At 41.0% G+C, this 17,044-nt stretch carries 26 protein-coding genes and 1 pseudogene; 4 read left to right on the top strand and 23 right to left on the bottom strand.

What is annotated here, in order from left to right; all coding sequences use genetic code 11:
- Positions 1-172: 172 nt before the first annotated feature.
- From ACE1CD_RS17840 to ACE1CD_RS17815, 6 genes are all read right to left on the bottom strand, one after another.
- Positions 173-325, bottom strand: a complete 153-nt coding sequence (locus ACE1CD_RS17840) for a hypothetical protein (protein WP_374794140.1) — start codon at positions 323-325, stop codon at positions 173-175.
- 281 nt (positions 326-606) lie between these two features.
- Entirely contained in the window at positions 607-1,494 is an 888-nt protein-coding gene (locus ACE1CD_RS17835) for a Uma2 family endonuclease (RefSeq protein WP_374825839.1), read from the bottom strand.
- Between the two features lie 233 nt (positions 1,495-1,727).
- The gene (locus ACE1CD_RS17830) at positions 1,728-2,708 is read right to left on the bottom strand and encodes a glycosyltransferase (RefSeq protein WP_374825837.1); all 981 of its coding nucleotides are present in this window, start codon (positions 2,706-2,708) and stop codon (positions 1,728-1,730) included.
- A gap of 16 nt (positions 2,709-2,724) precedes the next feature.
- Positions 2,725-3,417: a murein L,D-transpeptidase family protein gene (locus ACE1CD_RS17825; RefSeq protein WP_374825835.1), complete on the bottom strand. Its 693-nt coding sequence runs from the start codon at positions 3,415-3,417 to the stop codon at positions 2,725-2,727.
- Between the two features lie 60 nt (positions 3,418-3,477).
- On the bottom strand, positions 3,478-4,590 hold the full coding sequence (mraY, locus tag ACE1CD_RS17820) for a phospho-N-acetylmuramoyl-pentapeptide-transferase (RefSeq protein WP_374794144.1): 1,113 nt from the start codon (positions 4,588-4,590) through the stop codon (positions 3,478-3,480).
- A gap of 84 nt (positions 4,591-4,674) precedes the next feature.
- The gene (locus tag ACE1CD_RS17815; RefSeq protein ID WP_374794145.1) at positions 4,675-4,920 is read right to left on the bottom strand and encodes a DUF3134 domain-containing protein; all 246 of its coding nucleotides are present in this window, start codon (positions 4,918-4,920) and stop codon (positions 4,675-4,677) included.
- Between the two features lie 173 nt (positions 4,921-5,093).
- Here ACE1CD_RS17815 and ACE1CD_RS17810 point away from each other — a divergent pair, with 173 nt between their 5' ends.
- The 4 genes from ACE1CD_RS17810 to ACE1CD_RS17795 all read left to right on the top strand — a co-directional run bounded on the left by ACE1CD_RS17810 (position 5,094) and on the right by ACE1CD_RS17795 (position 7,510).
- A complete protein-coding gene (locus ACE1CD_RS17810; RefSeq protein ID WP_374794146.1) occupies positions 5,094-5,678 on the top strand; it encodes a PAP/fibrillin family protein in 585 nt (194 codons plus the stop codon).
- Positions 5,679-5,927: 249 nt separating this feature from the next.
- On the top strand, positions 5,928-6,710 hold the full coding sequence (locus tag ACE1CD_RS17805) for a PD-(D/E)XK nuclease family protein (protein WP_374825833.1): 783 nt from the start codon (positions 5,928-5,930) through the stop codon (positions 6,708-6,710).
- A gap of 183 nt (positions 6,711-6,893) precedes the next feature.
- Positions 6,894-7,130: a toxin-antitoxin (TA) system antitoxin gene (locus ACE1CD_RS17800; protein ID WP_374794148.1), complete on the top strand. Its 237-nt coding sequence runs from the start codon at positions 6,894-6,896 to the stop codon at positions 7,128-7,130.
- Positions 7,127-7,510 carry a type II toxin-antitoxin system VapC family toxin gene (locus ACE1CD_RS17795; RefSeq protein WP_374794149.1) on the top strand — a complete coding sequence of 128 codons (384 nt, stop codon included), beginning with the start codon at positions 7,127-7,129 and terminating at the stop codon, positions 7,508-7,510. The genes ACE1CD_RS17800 and ACE1CD_RS17795 overlap by 4 nt, the downstream gene beginning before the upstream one ends.
- On the opposite strand, the gene ACE1CD_RS17790 is transcribed toward ACE1CD_RS17795, so the two are convergent.
- From ACE1CD_RS17790 to acnB, 17 genes and pseudogenes are all read right to left on the bottom strand, one after another.
- Positions 7,486-7,872, bottom strand: coding sequence for a DUF5615 family PIN-like protein (locus tag ACE1CD_RS17790; RefSeq protein WP_374794150.1), 387 nt, complete (start codon positions 7,870-7,872; stop codon positions 7,486-7,488). The two genes, ACE1CD_RS17795 and ACE1CD_RS17790, sit on opposite strands and share 25 nt — an antisense overlap.
- On the bottom strand, positions 7,866-8,156 hold the full coding sequence (locus tag ACE1CD_RS17785; RefSeq protein ID WP_374825831.1) for a DUF2281 domain-containing protein: 291 nt from the start codon (positions 8,154-8,156) through the stop codon (positions 7,866-7,868). Before ACE1CD_RS17785 ends, ACE1CD_RS17790 begins: the two co-directional genes overlap by 7 nt.
- A gap of 5 nt (positions 8,157-8,161) precedes the next feature.
- Entirely contained in the window at positions 8,162-9,103 is a 942-nt protein-coding gene (locus ACE1CD_RS17780) for a hypothetical protein (protein ID WP_374825829.1), read from the bottom strand.
- A gap of 263 nt (positions 9,104-9,366) precedes the next feature.
- Positions 9,367-9,555, bottom strand: coding sequence for an element excision factor XisH family protein (locus tag ACE1CD_RS17775; RefSeq protein WP_374825869.1), 189 nt, complete (start codon positions 9,553-9,555; stop codon positions 9,367-9,369).
- A gap of 36 nt (positions 9,556-9,591) precedes the next feature.
- A complete protein-coding gene (locus ACE1CD_RS17770; RefSeq protein ID WP_374825827.1) occupies positions 9,592-9,903 on the bottom strand; it encodes a hypothetical protein in 312 nt (103 codons plus the stop codon).
- Positions 9,904-10,189: 286 nt separating this feature from the next.
- A pseudogene (locus tag ACE1CD_RS17765) lies at positions 10,190-10,312 on the bottom strand (hypothetical protein); the annotation flags it as partial.
- Positions 10,313-10,329: 17 nt separating this feature from the next.
- The gene (locus tag ACE1CD_RS17760) at positions 10,330-10,569 is read right to left on the bottom strand and encodes a type II toxin-antitoxin system HicA family toxin (RefSeq protein WP_374825825.1); all 240 of its coding nucleotides are present in this window, start codon (positions 10,567-10,569) and stop codon (positions 10,330-10,332) included.
- A complete protein-coding gene (locus ACE1CD_RS17755) occupies positions 10,562-10,828 on the bottom strand; it encodes a hypothetical protein (RefSeq protein ID WP_374825823.1) in 267 nt (88 codons plus the stop codon). The genes ACE1CD_RS17760 and ACE1CD_RS17755 overlap by 8 nt, the downstream gene beginning before the upstream one ends.
- 25 nt (positions 10,829-10,853) lie before the next feature.
- Positions 10,854-11,195: a XisI protein gene (locus tag ACE1CD_RS17750; RefSeq protein WP_374825821.1), complete on the bottom strand. Its 342-nt coding sequence runs from the start codon at positions 11,193-11,195 to the stop codon at positions 10,854-10,856.
- Positions 11,183-11,596, bottom strand: a complete 414-nt coding sequence (locus tag ACE1CD_RS17745) for a XisH family protein (RefSeq protein WP_374825819.1) — start codon at positions 11,594-11,596, stop codon at positions 11,183-11,185. Before ACE1CD_RS17745 ends, ACE1CD_RS17750 begins: the two co-directional genes overlap by 13 nt.
- A 394-nt stretch (positions 11,597-11,990) precedes the next feature.
- Complete coding sequence (locus ACE1CD_RS17740) at positions 11,991-12,446, bottom strand: DUF29 domain-containing protein (protein WP_374794155.1); 456 nt, start codon at positions 12,444-12,446, stop codon at positions 11,991-11,993.
- A gap of 18 nt (positions 12,447-12,464) precedes the next feature.
- Positions 12,465-12,806 carry a XisI protein gene (locus ACE1CD_RS17735; protein ID WP_374794156.1) on the bottom strand — a complete coding sequence of 114 codons (342 nt, stop codon included), beginning with the start codon at positions 12,804-12,806 and terminating at the stop codon, positions 12,465-12,467.
- On the bottom strand, positions 12,806-13,150 hold the full coding sequence (locus tag ACE1CD_RS17730) for a XisI protein (protein ID WP_374794157.1): 345 nt from the start codon (positions 13,148-13,150) through the stop codon (positions 12,806-12,808). The genes ACE1CD_RS17735 and ACE1CD_RS17730 overlap by 1 nt, the downstream gene beginning before the upstream one ends.
- Positions 13,138-13,554: a XisH family protein gene (locus ACE1CD_RS17725; RefSeq protein WP_374825817.1), complete on the bottom strand. Its 417-nt coding sequence runs from the start codon at positions 13,552-13,554 to the stop codon at positions 13,138-13,140. The genes ACE1CD_RS17730 and ACE1CD_RS17725 overlap by 13 nt, the downstream gene beginning before the upstream one ends.
- Before the next feature lie 174 nt (positions 13,555-13,728).
- Positions 13,729-14,103, bottom strand: coding sequence for a DUF5615 family PIN-like protein (locus ACE1CD_RS17720; protein ID WP_374794159.1), 375 nt, complete (start codon positions 14,101-14,103; stop codon positions 13,729-13,731).
- Positions 14,087-14,329, bottom strand: coding sequence for a DUF433 domain-containing protein (locus ACE1CD_RS17715; protein ID WP_374794160.1), 243 nt, complete (start codon positions 14,327-14,329; stop codon positions 14,087-14,089). Before ACE1CD_RS17715 ends, ACE1CD_RS17720 begins: the two co-directional genes overlap by 17 nt.
- 60 nt (positions 14,330-14,389) lie before the next feature.
- A complete protein-coding gene (gene acnB / locus ACE1CD_RS17710; RefSeq protein ID WP_374825815.1) occupies positions 14,390-16,999 on the bottom strand; it encodes a bifunctional aconitate hydratase 2/2-methylisocitrate dehydratase in 2,610 nt (869 codons plus the stop codon).
- Between the last annotated feature and the right edge of the window lie 45 nt (positions 17,000-17,044).

The following is a 17,044-nucleotide window of genomic DNA, read 5'->3' as shown; positions in this document are numbered from 1 at the left end:
CCTGACTCGGAAAATAGTCGTTTTGTGTGTACGTTGTCCGCCTCAAAAGGGATACTGTTATTTATCCAACCTAATCGGCAATTGAGAATGTCAGAAACCTCTAAAGCTAAAGACTGCCTTATCTGAGAGTGAGGCTGGCTCTCCCGGTTTTGTGGTGATCGGAGAAACTTATCTAATCGTAGGGTGGGTTAGGCACGGGCGGTAATTTCAACACTTTCGATCGATAATTTAGTTCCCGTGCCGTAACCCACCGAGCGCACTCAACTGTAATATTAACGAACATTTTTCCCCATAAATCGGCAAGAGCCAAATGTTTATTAGACATCTCCAGAAAAGAATTTCAAAGGCAGGCAGGATGCCTACCCCACAAGAATTTTTGGAGAAATCTATTAATGTTACATATTTGGGATGGTGGGTTACGGCACGGAAACTTTACTGTTGGTTGAAAGCATTCAAGTTATCGCCCGTGCCTAACCCACCCTACTATTAGATAAGATTTTACGATCGCCGCAAGTACGGGAGATTTTTAAGAAAAATTGCCTGAGCGATCGCATCTGTAATTTTAGCCAAATCTAGTAAGTGCGATCGCTCAGGGAAAAACTTATCTCACAGCAATGAAATTTGCCTGACTAATTCTACAGTCAAGCCAAGCGCCGAAGCTACTTGTTCTACACTCAACCCCATTGCCAACAATTGAGGGACGGCATCCCTTCGTGCTTGTTCGGCAGAAGCAAGCGCTGCTTCTGCACTTTCAGCGCGTTGGCGTTCTTGTTCAGCGCGTTGGCGTTCTTGTTCGGCGCGTAAACTTTCCAGTTGCGCTCTTTCCGAACCGGTCAACAACAAATTGCCTTCCGAATCCCACCATCTCAGCCAAAGTTGAGTTTGGTTTTGATAGCTTCCGTGCCAGAGTCCCAGTTCTACACCTAAAGGCAAAATAGGATAATGACCGCGTTCGTTGGGTTCTAGCAATCGATAAGAACCATCGACAAAGTGATAAACTTCTAACTTGCCGTTAGCAACTTCATAGATGCCGTAGTAGGGAGTTCGGACGATGCGCTCGTACACCCAAAACTTCCCCGGTCTAGTGACTCGATCCCTAGAATAAGATAAAGGTGTGCGATCGCGCTCCTCCGAACCATCGCCGCTAGCAAACTCCAAAACAATTAATGGAGCCATGAATTCCCGCCACAAAACATAGCAACGTCGATATTGACCATCCAGCAGAGGCGGTACATTGGGGATGTAGAACCAATCGGGAGCTTCTGCTCCTTGTTCTGGCGGGTCAGTTTCGCGCCAGTAAATGCCGCAGTCTTGTCCGATGGCGTATTGTCCGTCCGGATGCAATTGTTGTAAAACCGGGCCAAGCGAATCTGTCAGAATAATACTTTGCGGATGCTCCTGAAAATTTTTCACAAAAGTACCGTCTTCCTCCGGCAATTGTGTGTGGTCGGGAAAAGGAGGAGGCAATTCGATCGAAGTGAATTTCTCAGTCATTCGATTTTGGATTTTGGATTTTGGATTTTGGATTGACCCACGGATAAATCCGGGGGCTTGAAAGGAGGAAAATTTTTCTTTCTCTCCACGACTTAAATCGTGGGCTTGTATCCATCTTGGATCTCGGTCATATGGCAGCTACCTTAACCCGCTATGTTTTTCTATTATCTCCAAATTTTCGGCTTTTTTGGGATATGCGATCGCTCTGGAATTTTCTTGACAATAAGATAATGTTAGAACCGCTCAATTATCTTTGCTTCTTCCGAAAGTTTAGCATCCCGCTGTCCAGTCGATCGCGCTTGTGCGTTGAGCAAACTAATGGGAGTATTTAATAAATCCACAACAGTCGCTTTCCCGATCGTTGCCTTAACGCTAGTAACTGGTAACTCCTTCAACAACCACCGCACAAGGCGATAAAAAGTTTCTGTCGCCTTCAGTTCTGTCATCAAAGCGACGCCGTAGAGTTCGTGCAAATAACGATTCGATCGACCGTAGCGTCGCCATTGCTTTTGGAATTCTTGCACTGTCGAGCGATGCCTATGTTTCACAATCGCAGTTGGTGCAAAAGATATTTTTCCCGAAGTTTCTCGTTGAATTCGCCAACAAATATCGGCATCGCCACCAGTAGTCATGTAAGGGCGAAATAACCCTACTTGCTGAAAAAATTCCCGTCTAATTGCCAGATTAGCAGTTTGACCGTATGGACAAAAAGGATGTTCTAGCGTATACTTTTGCGATAGAACGTTGTAACTGTCAGCATATTTTTCCAGGAGCGTTTTACCGGGCAATCCTTCAACTTCACCTGCTACAATACCAACAGATAAATCGGTGAAAGGTTGCATCAGATTTTCTAACCAATTCGGTTCGGGACGACAATCAACATCGGTAAAAGCGATAATTTCACCTGTAGCAGCGCGAATTCCCGTGTTGCGTGCGGCGTAGGAACTTTGAATTTTGTTTTCCGTGAGGTGACGAATTACAGCTTTGTCTTTCTCCCCCCTTGCGAGCGGGGGGGGCTGGGGGGGGGTAGCTTCCTGGCAAGCGCTTTGCAGTATACTGGGAGTGCGATCGCTACTGCCATTATCCACCAACAAATACTCTACCCTGTCAGTTGGATAAGTTTGAGCTTGCAAACAGCTAATTAAATCTGGTAAATCTGCTTCGCCATTATATATTGGCACAATAACCGAAACTTTAGGTAATGTAGTTTCCATAATAATTTATAATTTATCATCGAATAATTTCTACTTCTGTTCCTTGCTGCACGACTTGGTATAACTCATCAACATCTTTATTTTTGAGGGAAATGCAGCCTAATGTCCAATTTGATTTATTGTCTATTAGATCATCGCTGGGTGTACCGTGAATTCCGATTTCGCTACCGATTGAATCATGCCAACTTATTTTACCGCCAAACTTAGCTTGAAAATGTTTTCTCCAGGAATATTTGTTTGGGTAATCCAACCAGAGGAATTTTGACCAAGCCGCGTGGGGATAAAGGTCTTTAATCTTAAATTTTCCTTCTGGAGTGCGCTTATCTCCTTCTTTGAGCTTATCGTCAACTGGGTTATTGCCAAACACTACCGGGTAGGACTTGACAGGTTTTTTATCGTGATAAACTGTGAGCCTGTAGTTGGATTTTTCAATCAATATTGATATTTTGTTTTTGTCTATTTTCTGTGTGTTTAAAATGTCGATGATTCGCTTGTTGCCATTGAGTATTTGGTTGCTGGGGAGTCGGGGATGCGAGATATTTCCAGAAGTCTCATCCTCACAACCATTTAAGCAAAGAACATCCAAAATATCGGGCAGGGGTACGACATATCCGAGCCGTGCGAGTTGTAAGTAAACAACGGAGGTAGCTACAATAATAACGCTTAACGATAAAAATTTTATTTGGAGATTGTTGAGCTTTTTTTTCATAAATATTGGATATAAATTAGCCATTGATAAGCAGAAAGGTGGGCATTGCCCACCCTACTGTTAACGGATGAAGAAACAAAGCAAAGCTAAAATCGCGTTAATCGCGTAAAATGTGGCAACTACTTGAATTTCCGACCAACCAGAAAGTTCTAAATGGTGGTGTAGAGGTGCCATTTTAAATAGCCGCTTCCCAATACCATCGGGGCCTTTTGTTGCTTTGTAATAACTCACTTGAGCCATTACGGAAAGGGTTTCGACAAAGAAGATGCCGCTGATGATAAATAGACTCCAAAGCGTGTTACTTAAAATAGCAACGGATGCTAATGCACCTCCCAGCGCCAGGGAACCGGTATCGCCCATAAATACAGTAGCTGGGTTGCGGTTATGCACCAAAAAACCCAAACAACTGCCACTCATGCAGGCGCAGAAAATGGTCAGTCCGGGGTAAGTGGGAGCGATTATCGCACCGAGTCCGAGTAGGGCGATCGCACACAGTCCGCCTGCAAGTCCATCCACACCATCGGTGAGGTTGGTGGCGTTACTTTCTGCTACTAGCGCAAATGCAGCTAAAGGCCAAAACAGCAACCCCAACGGTAAAGCCAAACCAAATGGTAAATCTATTGTGGTGATATTTGCAGGTTGACTGAAAATTAACCACAAACAAAATAGCACTGCAAAACCAATTTGCAAGGCTAATTTCATTTGTGGCGAGATGCCTTTGTTGGACTTGCGGCGTAAAATTTGCCAGTCATCCAACCAACCGATAAATCCATAACCGAGTGTAAGCAGCGACACAGGCAAAACAGGAGCAAAGTTTGACAAACTCAATGCCAAACCAGACCACAACAGGGCAACCAGAACGCCTACTGGTATAAAGAATACCCCGCCCATTGTCGGAGTGCCGCCTTTTTTCAAGTGGGTTTGGGGGCCATCTTCGCGAATTACTTGTCCAGCTTTGAGCGATCGCAACAATGGCACTACCCAGTATCCCAACCCAGCAGTTGCCGCAGCACAAACCCAGAACGGCAAAGTCAGGGAAAAGCTGAGGTTAAAAGCTCTATTTGCTTGATAATCGCAAAGCAGCGCCACCAAACTGAGTACAGCTGCAAGCAACACTGACAGGGTGGTTCCTGAGAAGTTTAGCGATCGGCTATCTAATGATTTAGCATCCACGGAACTGCTATTTCACTCCACACAACAAATTGAGACTTCTAGACAGTGATTGGCGAATCGGGATTAAATATTTGTGCGATCGGATCAGTCTATATCATCAACGATGTCATCATCATCATCGAGGTCTTCGTCATATACAATGTCATCGCCGCCCATGAGTTGATCGATTTCTTCATCCTCATCTAAATATCCGTCCGCATCCTCTTCAGCACGCGCTAGTAGGCGACCTGTAGCTTCTAACCAATCCAAAATGGAAGTTTCTTGCTTGATGGGAATCACAGCAGCTGGTTGATCGATTGGTTCTTCCCGCAGAGAGGGGTTGTATATCATATTGACCGGCAAAACACTATAAATTGAGACAATTAGAGTTTAGCAGTTACAAACCGCTTCGACTGTTAGCGCTAGGTTTCAAGGGTTCTCCACTCTCCCCCTCATTCTACCGTCTGGATGCCTGAATCCTAAAGTATGCTTAGTGATGGGGAGTTCAAAAGAGGTATGCAGCTATGATTGGCAAAGCATCACTGCTAGAGGCGATCGCAGGTAAAAATCGCGGTTTGTTGGCGACCGCAGCTGACAAACAAGCTATACTCTCTCTTGTCGCCCAACTGGAAGACCGCAACCCCACCCCGCGACCGACGGAAGCGGCAGATTTACTCGACGGTAACTGGCGACTGCTTTACACTACCAGTAGCGAACTTTTAGGCATTGACAATGTGCCATTGTTCAAACTCGGTCAAATTTATCAATGCGTCCGCGTCAAGGATGCCAAAATTTACAATATCGCGGAAATAGGCGGTTTGCCTTATCTGGAAGGTATTATTAGCGTTACTGCCACTTTCACTCCGGTTTCGGAACGACGGGTTAACGTGAGATTCGATCGCGCCATTAGCGGTTTGCAACGCTTAATCGGTTATGAATCTCCCAACCAATATATCCAGCAAATTGAAACAGGCAAAAAGTTTTTTGGAATTGACTTTAAAATTGAGAATCGCGAGCAAAAAGGTTGGCTGGATATTACCTATTTGGATGAAGATTTGCGGATCGGTCGAGGCAATGTGGGGAGTGTGTTTGTTTTGACAAAAAATTAAATTTGTCAGTTGTCAGTTGTCAGTTGTCAGTTGTCGGCTCTGCCGTTTTGTGGGAATAATAAAAATTTATCTTATCGTAGGATGGGTTAGGCACGGGTGATAAATTAAGCAGTTTCAACCAATAATTAACAAACCGTGCCGTAACCCACCATCACACATATGTAACATAGATAAACACTTTTCACCATAAATCCAAAAGACCCCTCTTGTCTTGACAACTGACTGCTACTAAGTACCAATTACTAATCTATGCGCTTATCTCAAAGACACTTAAACTTGTTATCCACCTGTCCCCGTAAGTTTCAACATACCTATTTGGAACAGTTGGGCTCGCTCACAACCCCCGAACAACAAGAACGGATAAATTGGGGTAGTCATTTTCACTTATTAATGCAGCAGCGAGAACTGGGTTTGCCAATTGAAACTATTGTACAAGAAGATGCCCAGATGCAGCGTTGGCTGACTGCTTTAGTGAGTGCAGCACCAGAAATTTTGACGCCTGAATTCAATAACAAAGCATTTCGGGAAAGCGAACATTGGCGCGTTATCAATTTTCAGGGATATGTGCTGACTGTTATCTATGATTTGTTAATTGCTGACGACAAAAAAGCGCAAATACTCGATTGGAAAACTTATCCATTACCCAAAAATCGCCGCTGGTTAGAAGAAGACTGGCAAACTCGTTTGTATCTCTATGTTTTGGCAGAAACAAGCGATTATTCGCCGGAACAAATTTCGATGACTTACTGGTTTGTACAATCTCAACCAGAACCGAAAAGTCTTCCATTCAGTTATAATGCTGGTAAGCACGAGCAAACGCGAAGGGATTTAATTGCACTCTTGAATCAGCTAAATGATTGGCTGGCAAGTTATGAGAAGGGAGAAGAATTGCCGCAAGTTCCTTTATATGGTAGTGAGTGCGATCGCTGTCAGTTTGCGGTGAGATGCGATCGCACTTCAGAAAGCAGCGAAACTGAAACTAATGAAGACTTAATTCCCAATTTGGTTAATATTCAAGAAGTTTCATTGTGATATCTGAAGTGATGATTATAAAAAGAGCGATCGCACATCTTCACCTCTCACCCTTGCCTCAACCGCATCGAAGCACATCATTCCGAAAAAGCGCTCGCTACAAAAGCAACTTTATGTTATAATTGTGCTATCCCATAGGCCAAAGTAACATATAACAAAAATAAAAGACTTTGAGGGGTAACAATGCTTACAAAAAGGCTTGATATTCAGCAAATTTCCATCAGCATCATCGATTTGCTAGCCTTAGTACAAGATCATACAGAAATCCTTTTAACTGATGGGGATATGCCTTTAGCGAAAGTGATTCCCATAGATCGTATTCAGGAAAAGATTGCGCCCAAAGCTGGATTAAATTTAGGTGCAATGGTGATGAGCGATGATTTTGATGAACCTTTACCTGATGAATTTTGGTTGCAATGAAATTGCTCTTAGATACTCATACTTTTATTTGGTGGGATAGCGAACCATCCAAGCTGTCAAAAAAAGCGCTGGAGTTGTTGTTAAATCAAGAAAATACTCGTTTGGTAAGCGTTGTGACTCTCTGGGAAATACAAATTAAAACCCAGTTGGGAAAATTGACATTAAATCAGCCTTTAGCAAATATTATTAACAATCAGCAAAAAAATGGGATAGAGTTTATGGGGGTTCAAGTTAATCATATTCTAGAGTTGGAGCGATTACCCTTATATCATAAAGATCCTTTTGATCGGTTATTAATTGCACAAGCTAAGGTTGAAAATGCTATTTTAGTTAGTCGAGATCCGGTGTTTTCTAGTTACGCTATAGATATTGAATGGTAATCGTCATCTGCCGTTAGGAACATCACTGATGGAGAAACCGCTTCATCAAGAGCTAACAATGTGTGAAAGTCCTCATCAAGTGTTACAACAACCCGATTGTCCTCTCTTGCCCTTTGAATAATTTCTCCGTCTTCAGCGACTGAATCTTGAGTTAAACCGCCAACGCCAGATGGAACAAAAACATGAGATGCTAATAAGGCGCGTCGAATTTTAGAAGTAAAAGGTGCAATAATTGTATGCGGACTGACTGCATTAGCGCGATCGATTTGCAGAATAACAACTGGTCTGATTCCCGCTTGTTCTGTACCTAGTACTGGATTAAGATCGCATAAAACCACATCTCCCCGCGTAACTGTTACCACTGAATCTCTCCCCGCGCCAAATGTTCTTCATAATCTTCTAAATTGCTCAAATAATCAGAAAAGTCTGATTCGGCAATTTCTAGCAATTCCCGGTTGTGCTTCATTAGCAGGAATTCTACGAAATCATTTACTTCCTGTACTAGAGATTCTGGTAGTTGGCGAATTTTGGCGATGGTTTCTTCATGTAGGGGCATGGGTCGTTCCTTTTGTAATACCTCAATAGTAGGATAACTTTCTTTGAGAGAGTGAAAGTGTATTTCCGCTTCTGTAAATAAATTATTCATTGATATTAAAACTCTGTCCAAAATCCCAATTTTTCTGGTAAACAATAATCTGTGTTACCTTTATCTTTTAAATATTTTAAGATATTCAGTACAATTTTAAGTCCACCTTGAGCATCTTCACGGCTACACTCTTCACCACGATGCATAATCTTATTTCGTTTTTCATTAATCCAGGCTAAATCTTTTTTTAATGAATCGTTATCAAGAGGAGATTCTATTCCCGCTAAACGAATCATAGGGCCTAAGTATGTCTTAAGACGTTCTTTTTCAATTTTTCTCAATAAATCTTCAGCTTCTTTAGGATCTAAAGGTAATTTTGATTTGACGAATTGTTGTACCATTTCATCAAGTAGAGCAAACGCTACTACAAAACCTTCCAGAAAATAGCCGTGATTTACTAAATCTACAGATCGGGTTAATATGCTCCATTCTTTTGGTATAGTTTCAGCTATATTCAGATCGCTGTAATTTATACTATTGTCTTTAGGCTTAGATACAGAGCCGAAGAATGTTGAAATTGCTCGCGAACGAATAGTTTCTTCTTGATAAATGAGATTCCAAAATACAATATCTATATCGCCTACGTTTCTAATTACTCCTGTATCAAAAATATTTGGGTTTACATATTTAATGCGGAGTAAAAAGTGGTTTAATCTAGGTAATAAATAGTTGCTAAATACTTCGGCACTATTCTTTTCAAACCAATTTTTTGCCTCTTCTTTATTCCCGGGAAAAAGATGAATGGTTTCCATTATAACTAATGTGCATAATTCAGTGTTTATCTGTAAAGTATTAGTAATAGGAAATCGTTCTAGATAAGACAACGAGAATTTTGTTTCCCATTTATCATCAAAAATACGTAATGAAACTTCTCCTGGGTGCAACATTGCACGAAATGGAAGTAAAATTACTGATTTTAATGTATGAATTTCTTGGGCTGTCGTCATAATATCCTTATATCTTATCAATCATTTTGGATTTTCTACAGTCTAAGAAGTATATAGGAATCCGACTTTAGTATTACTAGGTATACTGAAGTTCTAAACTCTATTGTGCAAGGCTGCAATCCTTCCTACTTTTCAAGAATCAAATAGGAATCCTATAGAGAAGACTACTAAACACCCTTATAATATTATAACTTATTTAACTACTTGAGAACAGAGTCGATCGTACCCTATGAGAACTTTCTGAATAAGTGACCGATAATGGCTTATTTTATCGATTTTGTGATCACCTCCTTATCTGGATCTACAATAATTAGTTTTAGCTGATTTTCCTCAACAACGATTTGGAACGTTTCATCAAAGTTAACCTGATAAATACGCTGACTCATTGCTAAATAAAGTTGTCTATCAGGTGCAGTTCTTTTGATAAACTTACGATATTCCCAAACACTAATGACTTTGACAGTGAATATATCTATTGCAAAATTGTATTAACTGGTTAATGCTCTAATGTTCCATCCTGGGGAATCATTAACTGTAATAGTATCTCCAACATCACCTAAAAGGGTTCCTTCCTCTCTAGATTTTTTAGTTGATTCATTTTCTATATTAATTGCCTTTGTCAATCTGAATTTTTTTACTTTTCCATCACTTGATATTTGTGTTACTACCCCTTCAAAAGGTATAGCTTCTACGAACGGTTCCATCCTATCTGGATAAGCAGAACTCAAAGTAAATGGTTTTCTGAAAGGCATTTCTCCATATATTTTTTGACCTAGATCAAATTTATCTTTATATTGCATATTATAGACCTCTTACAAAGCTTAAGTTTACAGAATTTTTACGAGCAAAACTTGTGTGTGTTGTTCCGACTTGTTATTCACTAGCACAAGTATAAAATGCTTCTTCTTAAATAGGTGATCGCGCTTAATAAAACGTAACTTTGGCTGTAGATAGAATTACTACTGCCTTTGACAAAGTTAATCTGTCCAAAATTCCAACTCTTCTGGCAATTGATAATTTCTGTTTCCCTTTTCTTTTAAAAATCTCAGTGTGGTAAGCTGGGCAAAAGCCCAGCTTACCATCATTCTACTTCAACGCACCCGCCGGAATACCCAAAATATCTTCAATCTTAGGCATATCTGACAACGCAATTACCCTTCCTTCATCCTCAAAACCAACAATGCGATCGCATTTCAAATAATTCTTCAAGTAGTGGTAAATTTAGTTCACCCTAGAAGGTTTATAATCTCCTCATCAGTAAACCCAAATTGCCTAAAAATTCGCAATACATAAGCAGGCGACATCTCCCCTGCACCCATATCAATAGGGACAACTCTTCGGATATCCCCAAATTCACGAACATATAAACAATGATCCCCTTTTCCCTCTCTATAGAATGTGCAGCCATTTTTCTCCAAAATCTTGATTAACTGCTTCGGTTTAAGGGAAGGTATATTTTTAGGCATAAACTTTCCTTAATTCATAAATATCTGAATTAATATCCTCGCCCTCAACCGTCAAAAATTCATGTAACTCTTCTATAGAAATTGGAGCTTTATAAACATTTGTTTCTGTTTCATAAACTTTTTGAAAAGATTCTATAGCCTCTTTAAGTTTACTAATAGATTCTTCTGGATTGCTTCCCTGCCCTACTAATCCATTTTCTAAACACAAAGCCACCCAATAACCCGCACTCTGCCTGAGTACCACTGTGTAAAATTCCATTGCTTCACCTGCTAATTAATCGTATTTATACGATAGCAAAATCAGTAAATTTTCTCATCTCTGGAGGTTGAAAAGCTAACACAATATCCTCTTTAGGAACGCCTAATTTCAATAACTCATTTGCCATTCCTTCCTCTGTCCAATCTTCCTCAATGTAAATTTTCTCATTTTTAATCCGAATATGAACTGTAATCCCTTTTATTCTCTCCTCTGGAGTCCATCCGACTTGAAACCATATATATTGATCTCTTTGTTCGTCAAAAGCTAATAGCGTTTCCATATCGGGAGTTGCAACTTGAGAACAAAGTCGATCGTACTCTGTGAGAACTTTCTGAATCAGTGACCGATAATGGCTTAATTTATCCATTTTGTGATAACCTCCTTATCTGTATCTACAATAATTAGTTTTAGCTGATTTTCCTCAACAACGATTTGGAAAGTTTCATCAAAATTAACCTTATAAATACGCTGACTCATTGCTAAATAAATTTGCCTATCAGGTGCAGTTCTTTTGAGAAAGTTGCGATAAAGGATATACTGACCAAGGGCTTGCTCTAAATCGTAAATAAAGGATGGACTAAGGAAACTCTTAACCTCAACAACAATTTTTTCTCCTTCTCTTTCTGCTGAAAATGGACGTTCAGCACCCAAATCGGCAACGAGTTTTAATTTCTTGTATATGATAAAATAAGGATCGGCAGTAATCGTCCAACCATCCTTAATTAAAGCATTTTTAACCGCATCATGGTAAGTATCTTTTGCTGGCATTAGAATCAAATATCTAAAAAATATAGAGTGAGTTACAAAACCCCACTCCAATATTATACCTCACAGTATTTCAATCAACCTTTACATTATTCAACTTCCATAAATTCATTCACCTGCTAACTCATCCTGTAATACCAAATCCCCTACCATTACCCCTTTTATTCTCTCCTCTTCGCTCTGCGTGCTCTGCGTCTCTGCGGTTCGTTCAAAATAAGGTGGGCTTTTTGCCCACCCTACCATCATTCTAATTCAACGCACCCGCCGGAATACCTAAAATATCCTCAATCTTAGACATATCTGACAACGCAATTACCCTTCCTTCATCCTCAAAACCAGCAATGCGATCGCATTTGCTATATTTAGCAAGCTAAAGTAGGTATTTGTTCATCTGAATTTAGTCATTTAACAAACTAGCTTGCAAAGTTTCTTCTAAAGTAAAAGGTGACTCTTTAGGGAAAAAGTTTAACTTAATCCCTGTTTCCTCCGATGCTTTCAAACGTGCTTTTTGATAACAATCATCAAACACTTCAGAAATTAAAGGTTGCAAGCTGGGACTATCTTCTAATAATTCTTCAATACAAATACGCTGTTCGCTGATGGTGCTACGCCAACTTTCACTGCGCTTTTCCGGCTGATATTGCCATTTTAAGAGGTGCATTAAAAGCACGATTAAACGGCTTTTCAATTCTCGCTTCTCACTTCTGCCCATACTTTCAATTTCTTCTACCAGATTAGGAATATCTATTTCATTAAATTTACCTTCTTTTAACTGTTGAGCAGTTGCTTGAATCCACAGATAAAAATCGCGATCGTAGAGATTTTTTGGAGTTGCGATCGATCCTTGACTCATAGCTAATCTCCTCTTAATTTATACGATAGCAAAATCAGTAAACTTTCTCACCTCTGGAGGTTGAAAAGCTAACACAATATCCTCTTTGGGAACACCTAACCTCAATAACTCATTTGCCATTCCTTCCTCTGTCCAATCTTCCTCAATATAAATCTTCTCATTTTTAATCCGAATATAGACAGAAATTCCTTTAACTCTTTTCCCTTGCTTCCACCCAATATTAAACCAAAGATATTGTTTCCTTTCATCATCAAACATTAACACTTCATCCACATCAGGGACAGGGACTTGTGCTGAAATACGTTCGTATTCAGTTAAAATTTGCTTGATCGCATTTTGATAGGGAGTTATCTTTTTCATTAGGCTAAAGCAAACTCTGTAAACTTTCTCATCTCAGGAGAATGAAAAGCTAAAACAATATCACTCTGAGGCACTCCTTCCCTTAATAATTCAGTGGCAATACCTTCCTCTGTCCAATCTTCCTCAATCCAAATTTTCTCATTTTTAATCCGCACGTAAACAGTGATAGCCCTAACTTTTTTACTTTCATGCCAACCAGTTTGAAACCAAAGGTATTGATCTCTTCCCTCATCAAAAGCTAATACACTGTCAACCCCTGGAGGATTAGGAGTTTTTGAAGCTAATTCTTCATATTCTGTGAGAATTTTTTTGATTGAGTTCCGATAATGACTTAACTTATCCATTGGACAATCTCCTCCTTATTGAGATTAACGACAACTAAAAGAATGTTATTCTCTTCAACTACAAGTTTAATTGCTTTTTGGGCAAAAAATGATTGATAAATATCTTGCCCAATCCCTAAATAGATTTTAGACCCAGGCAGAATATATTTTAATAAAGTACGATAGACAATATACTGACCTAATGCCGATTCAAAGTCACGCATCTGGGAGCGACTGAGGAAACTTTTAATTTCCACAATAATTTGTTCTCCATCTCGTTGAGCTTCTACCACTCTTTCCGCTAGCAAATCGGCAAATAACTGTAGTTCTTCATATTTAATCGTATAAGGATCGGCAGTAATCGTCCAGCCATCCTTAATTAAAGCATTTTTAACCGCATCATGGTAAGTATCTTTTGCTGGCATCAGAATCAAATTTTTAACTAAGAAGTATAAAATAATAGAGCAAACGCACCTCTAATATTATAACCTAATTTAACCTAATGTATTTATTTTAGATAAATATGTAGTTTTCGTCTAATGCCTAATATCCTATTTAGCAACATAATAAATTAACCAATTCATTGCACAATATTTTTGTTAGACATCAGGCAACAACGGCAGATGGCGAATACGAATTCTTCGTGTCTCAATCGTTACTGCCGCACCTTGTTGTAGATCCTCCTCACATTCACTAATAGTTCTTAGCAACAACTCAGTTAATGCTTGGGCACGTAACCTTTCAATTCTAATGCGAATCACTGATGGAGAAACCGCTTCATCAAGGGCTAACAATGTGTGAAAGTCCGCATCAAGTGTTACAACAACCCGATTGTCCTCTCTTGCCCTTTGAATAATTTCTCCGTCTTCAGCGGCGGATAGATTAATTTCACCAACATGAATTGTGTCAATTCCTGCATCACGTAACAATCTTGCCGCAGAAAGTGGCAAACCTTGATCAAGCAACAGTTTCATAGGGATTAGGTAGTTCAATGATGCGATCATCTAGATAGGAGGATGCAAAAATCAGAGATTGCCGAATGTCTTCATCTTCCAATTCTGGAAACTCTTGATGTAGTTCATTTCGATCGGGATAAGTTGCAAGTAACTCGATGACGCGACGAACGGTAAGACGAAGGTTACGAATGCAGGGTTGTCCGTTCATGCGATTGGGATCGCTGGTAATGCGGTCTAGTTTCATGGTATTAACCTTAGCTGTAATGGGTTAGTAGGATGGGCTTTTGCCCACCCTACCATCATTCTAATTCAACGCACCCGCCGGAATACCCAAAATATCCTCAATCTTAGGCATATCTTCCAACGCAATCACTCTTCCTTCATCTTCAAAACCAGCAATTTCATCGAAATTCAAATACCGATACAAATCGCCAGCTAAAGGATGAATTTTCTTCGCCACAATATCCAGATATTCCTGCACCGTTGGAATCCTTCCCAACAGCGCACAAACTGCTGCTAATTCAGCCGAACCTAGATAAACTCGCGCATCTTTACCCATGCGATTATTGAAATTTCGGGTAGAAGTTGAAAACACCGTTGTAGCGTCAGCAACTCGCGCTTGATTACCCATACAAAGACTGCAACCGGGCATTTCTGTACGCGCACCAGCAGCACCGAAAATGCCGTAGTAACCTTCTTCTTTCAATTGCTGTTCATCCATCCGAGTTGGCGGACAAATCCACAACCGAGTTTTCACCGCACCTTCGCCTTCCAAAACTTTGGCAGTAGCGCGATAATGACCGATATTTGTCATGCAAGAACCAACGAATACTTCCTGCACTGGGTCGTTAGCAACTTCGGACAATAATTTAATATTATCCGGGTCATTTGGTGCAGCAACAATTGGTTCTTTAATCTCGTTCAAATCGATTTCGATGATTTCTGCATATTCTGCATCCGCGTCAGCTTCCAATAATATTGGATTTGCCAACCATTGTTCCATTTTCGCCACGCGGCGCATGATAGTACGCGCATCTTGATAACCTCGCGCTACCATATTTTTCAATAGCGCAATGTTGGAACGGATATACTCGGAAACGGTTTCTACACTCAGCTTAATCGTACAACCAGCACAAGAACGTTCGGCAGTTGCATCGGTCAATTCAAAAGCTTGCTCGACTTTCAAATCTGGCAAACCTTCAATCTCCATAATTCGCCCGGAGAAGACATTTTTCTTATTCTTCTTCTCCACAGTTAGCAATCCTTTTTGAATTGCTACATAAGGAATCGCGTTGACGATATCTCGCAGAGTTACACCGGGTTGCAATTCACCTTTGAATCGCACTAAAACTGATTCCGGCATATCCAAAGGCATCACGCCCAAAGCAGCTGCAAATGCTACTAAACCAGAACCTGCGGGGAAGGAAATTCCTAATGGAAAACGAGTGTGAGAATCGCCACCAGTTCCTACCGTATCCGGTAACAACATTCGGTTTAACCAAGAGTGAATAATTCCATCTCCCGGACGCAATGCAACACCGCCGCGTTGTGCCATGAAATCGGGTAATTCTTTATGAGTTTTTACGTCAACTGGTTTGGGATATGCTGCGGTGTGGCAGAAACTTTGCATGACTAAATCTGCACTAAATCCCAAACAAGCGAGTTCTTTTAACTCATCTCTTGTCATCGGGCCTGTGGTATCCTGGGAACCAACTGTGGTCATAATTGGTTCGCAAGATGTACCGGGACGAACACCGGGTAATCCGCAAGCTTTGCCGACCATTTTTTGTGCTAAAGTGTAGCCTTTGCCAGTGTCTGTGGGTTGTTTTGGACGGGTGAAAACGGTACTCGGTTCTAATCCTAATGCCGCGCGAGTTTTATCGGTGAGAGTGCGTCCGATTAAGAGAGGAATGCGTCCGCCTGCTCTTACTTCGTCGAGAATTGTATCTGGTTTGAGGGTAAAATTGGAGATAACTTCGCCTGCTTCGTTGGTAATTTCTCCGGTGTAGGGATGAATGGTAATTACCATTCCAGTTTCCATTTTGGTAACATCGCATTCGATCGGCAATGCACCGGAATCTTCGGCAGTATTGAAGAAGATAGGAGCGATCGCACTTCCTAATATATATCCTCCCGATCGCTTGTTGGGAACGTGAGGAATATCTTCCCCAATATGCCACAACACCGAATTGATCGCGGACTTGCGCGAAGAACCAGTCCCCACAACATCCCCCACATAAGCGACAGGATACCCTTTTTCCTTCAATTGTGCAATAGTTTGCAACGCCCCCGGCATCCGCGATTCCAACATCACGGTAGCGTGCAACGGAATATCCGGGCGAGTGGTAGCATGAGGAGCAGGGGACAAATCGTCGGTATTCGTTTCGCCGGGAACCTTAAACACCGTCACCGTAATCGTTTTCGGCAATTGGGGACGCCCGATAAACCAATCCGCTTCCGCCCAAGCATCCACTACCTGCTTAGCATAAGGATTGACATCTGACAAATGCAGGACATCGTTAAAAGCATCAAACACCAACAATGTCTTACTTAAAGCTGTGGCTGCTGCCCCTGCAATTAAGCTATCGTGAGATTTGAGCAAATCCACCAAGGATTGCACATTGTACCCACCCAACATCGTACCCAACAGGTAAACTGCTGATTGGGGAGTAATCAGGGGACAAGTGATTTCGCCCTTTGCAACACCAGTGAGAAATCCCGCTTTCACATAAGCAGCTGCATCCACACCCGGAGGAACGCGATTTGTCAGCAAATCCAACAATGTCTCTTCTTCCCCGGATGGCGGATTTTTCAGCAGTTCGCATAACTCCGAAGTCTGCTGTGCGTTTAATGGTAGCGGCGGAATTCCTAAAACCGCTCTTTCAGCAACCTGTTGACGGTAAGCTGACAACATCTATTGTTCTCCTCATGGATTTCCTAGCTATATTGGTTAGTCTAT

The organism is Aerosakkonema sp. BLCC-F183, from assembly GCF_041929145.1.
Taxonomy (GTDB): domain Bacteria; phylum Cyanobacteriota; class Cyanobacteriia; order Cyanobacteriales; family Aerosakkonemataceae; genus Aerosakkonema.
This window is presented reverse-complemented; position numbering and strand designations above follow the sequence as displayed.

What these genes read in the sequence shown, in the direction of transcription:
- ACE1CD_RS17840 (WP_374794140.1), bottom strand. Translation starts at nt 325, where the DNA reads ATGTCTAATAAACATTTGGCTCTTGCCGATTTATGGGGAAAAATGTTC.
- ACE1CD_RS17835 (WP_374825839.1), bottom strand. Translation starts at nt 1,494, where the DNA reads ATGACTGAGAAATTCACTTCGATCGAATTGCCTCCTCCTTTTCCCGAC.
- ACE1CD_RS17830 (WP_374825837.1), bottom strand. Translation starts at nt 2,708, where the DNA reads ATGGAAACTACATTACCTAAAGTTTCGGTTATTGTGCCAATATATAAT.
- ACE1CD_RS17825 (WP_374825835.1), bottom strand. Translation starts at nt 3,417, where the DNA reads ATGAAAAAAAAGCTCAACAATCTCCAAATAAAATTTTTATCGTTAAGC.
- ACE1CD_RS17815 (WP_374794145.1), bottom strand. Translation starts at nt 4,920, where the DNA reads ATGATATACAACCCCTCTCTGCGGGAAGAACCAATCGATCAACCAGCT.
- ACE1CD_RS17810 (WP_374794146.1), top strand. Translation starts at nt 5,094, where the DNA reads ATGATTGGCAAAGCATCACTGCTAGAGGCGATCGCAGGTAAAAATCGC.
- ACE1CD_RS17805 (WP_374825833.1), top strand. Translation starts at nt 5,928, where the DNA reads ATGCGCTTATCTCAAAGACACTTAAACTTGTTATCCACCTGTCCCCGT.
- ACE1CD_RS17800 (WP_374794148.1), top strand. Translation starts at nt 6,894, where the DNA reads ATGCTTACAAAAAGGCTTGATATTCAGCAAATTTCCATCAGCATCATC.
- ACE1CD_RS17795 (WP_374794149.1), top strand. Translation starts at nt 7,127, where the DNA reads ATGAAATTGCTCTTAGATACTCATACTTTTATTTGGTGGGATAGCGAA.
- ACE1CD_RS17785 (WP_374825831.1), bottom strand. Translation starts at nt 8,156, where the DNA reads ATGAATAATTTATTTACAGAAGCGGAAATACACTTTCACTCTCTCAAA.
- ACE1CD_RS17780 (WP_374825829.1), bottom strand. Translation starts at nt 9,103, where the DNA reads ATGACGACAGCCCAAGAAATTCATACATTAAAATCAGTAATTTTACTT.
- ACE1CD_RS17770 (WP_374825827.1), bottom strand. Translation starts at nt 9,903, where the DNA reads ATGCAATATAAAGATAAATTTGATCTAGGTCAAAAAATATATGGAGAA.
- ACE1CD_RS17760 (WP_374825825.1), bottom strand. Translation starts at nt 10,569, where the DNA reads ATGCCTAAAAATATACCTTCCCTTAAACCGAAGCAGTTAATCAAGATT.
- ACE1CD_RS17755 (WP_374825823.1), bottom strand. Translation starts at nt 10,828, where the DNA reads ATGGAATTTTACACAGTGGTACTCAGGCAGAGTGCGGGTTATTGGGTG.
- ACE1CD_RS17750 (WP_374825821.1), bottom strand. Translation starts at nt 11,195, where the DNA reads ATGGATAAATTAAGCCATTATCGGTCACTGATTCAGAAAGTTCTCACA.
- ACE1CD_RS17745 (WP_374825819.1), bottom strand. Translation starts at nt 11,596, where the DNA reads ATGCCAGCAAAAGATACTTACCATGATGCGGTTAAAAATGCTTTAATT.
- ACE1CD_RS17740 (WP_374794155.1), bottom strand. Translation starts at nt 12,446, where the DNA reads ATGAGTCAAGGATCGATCGCAACTCCAAAAAATCTCTACGATCGCGAT.
- ACE1CD_RS17735 (WP_374794156.1), bottom strand. Translation starts at nt 12,806, where the DNA reads ATGAAAAAGATAACTCCCTATCAAAATGCGATCAAGCAAATTTTAACT.
- ACE1CD_RS17730 (WP_374794157.1), bottom strand. Translation starts at nt 13,150, where the DNA reads ATGGATAAGTTAAGTCATTATCGGAACTCAATCAAAAAAATTCTCACA.
- ACE1CD_RS17725 (WP_374825817.1), bottom strand. Translation starts at nt 13,554, where the DNA reads ATGCCAGCAAAAGATACTTACCATGATGCGGTTAAAAATGCTTTAATT.
- ACE1CD_RS17720 (WP_374794159.1), bottom strand. Translation starts at nt 14,103, where the DNA reads ATGAAACTGTTGCTTGATCAAGGTTTGCCACTTTCTGCGGCAAGATTG.
- ACE1CD_RS17715 (WP_374794160.1), bottom strand. Translation starts at nt 14,329, where the DNA reads ATGAAACTAGACCGCATTACCAGCGATCCCAATCGCATGAACGGACAA.
- acnB (WP_374825815.1), bottom strand. Translation starts at nt 16,999, where the DNA reads ATGTTGTCAGCTTACCGTCAACAGGTTGCTGAAAGAGCGGTTTTAGGA.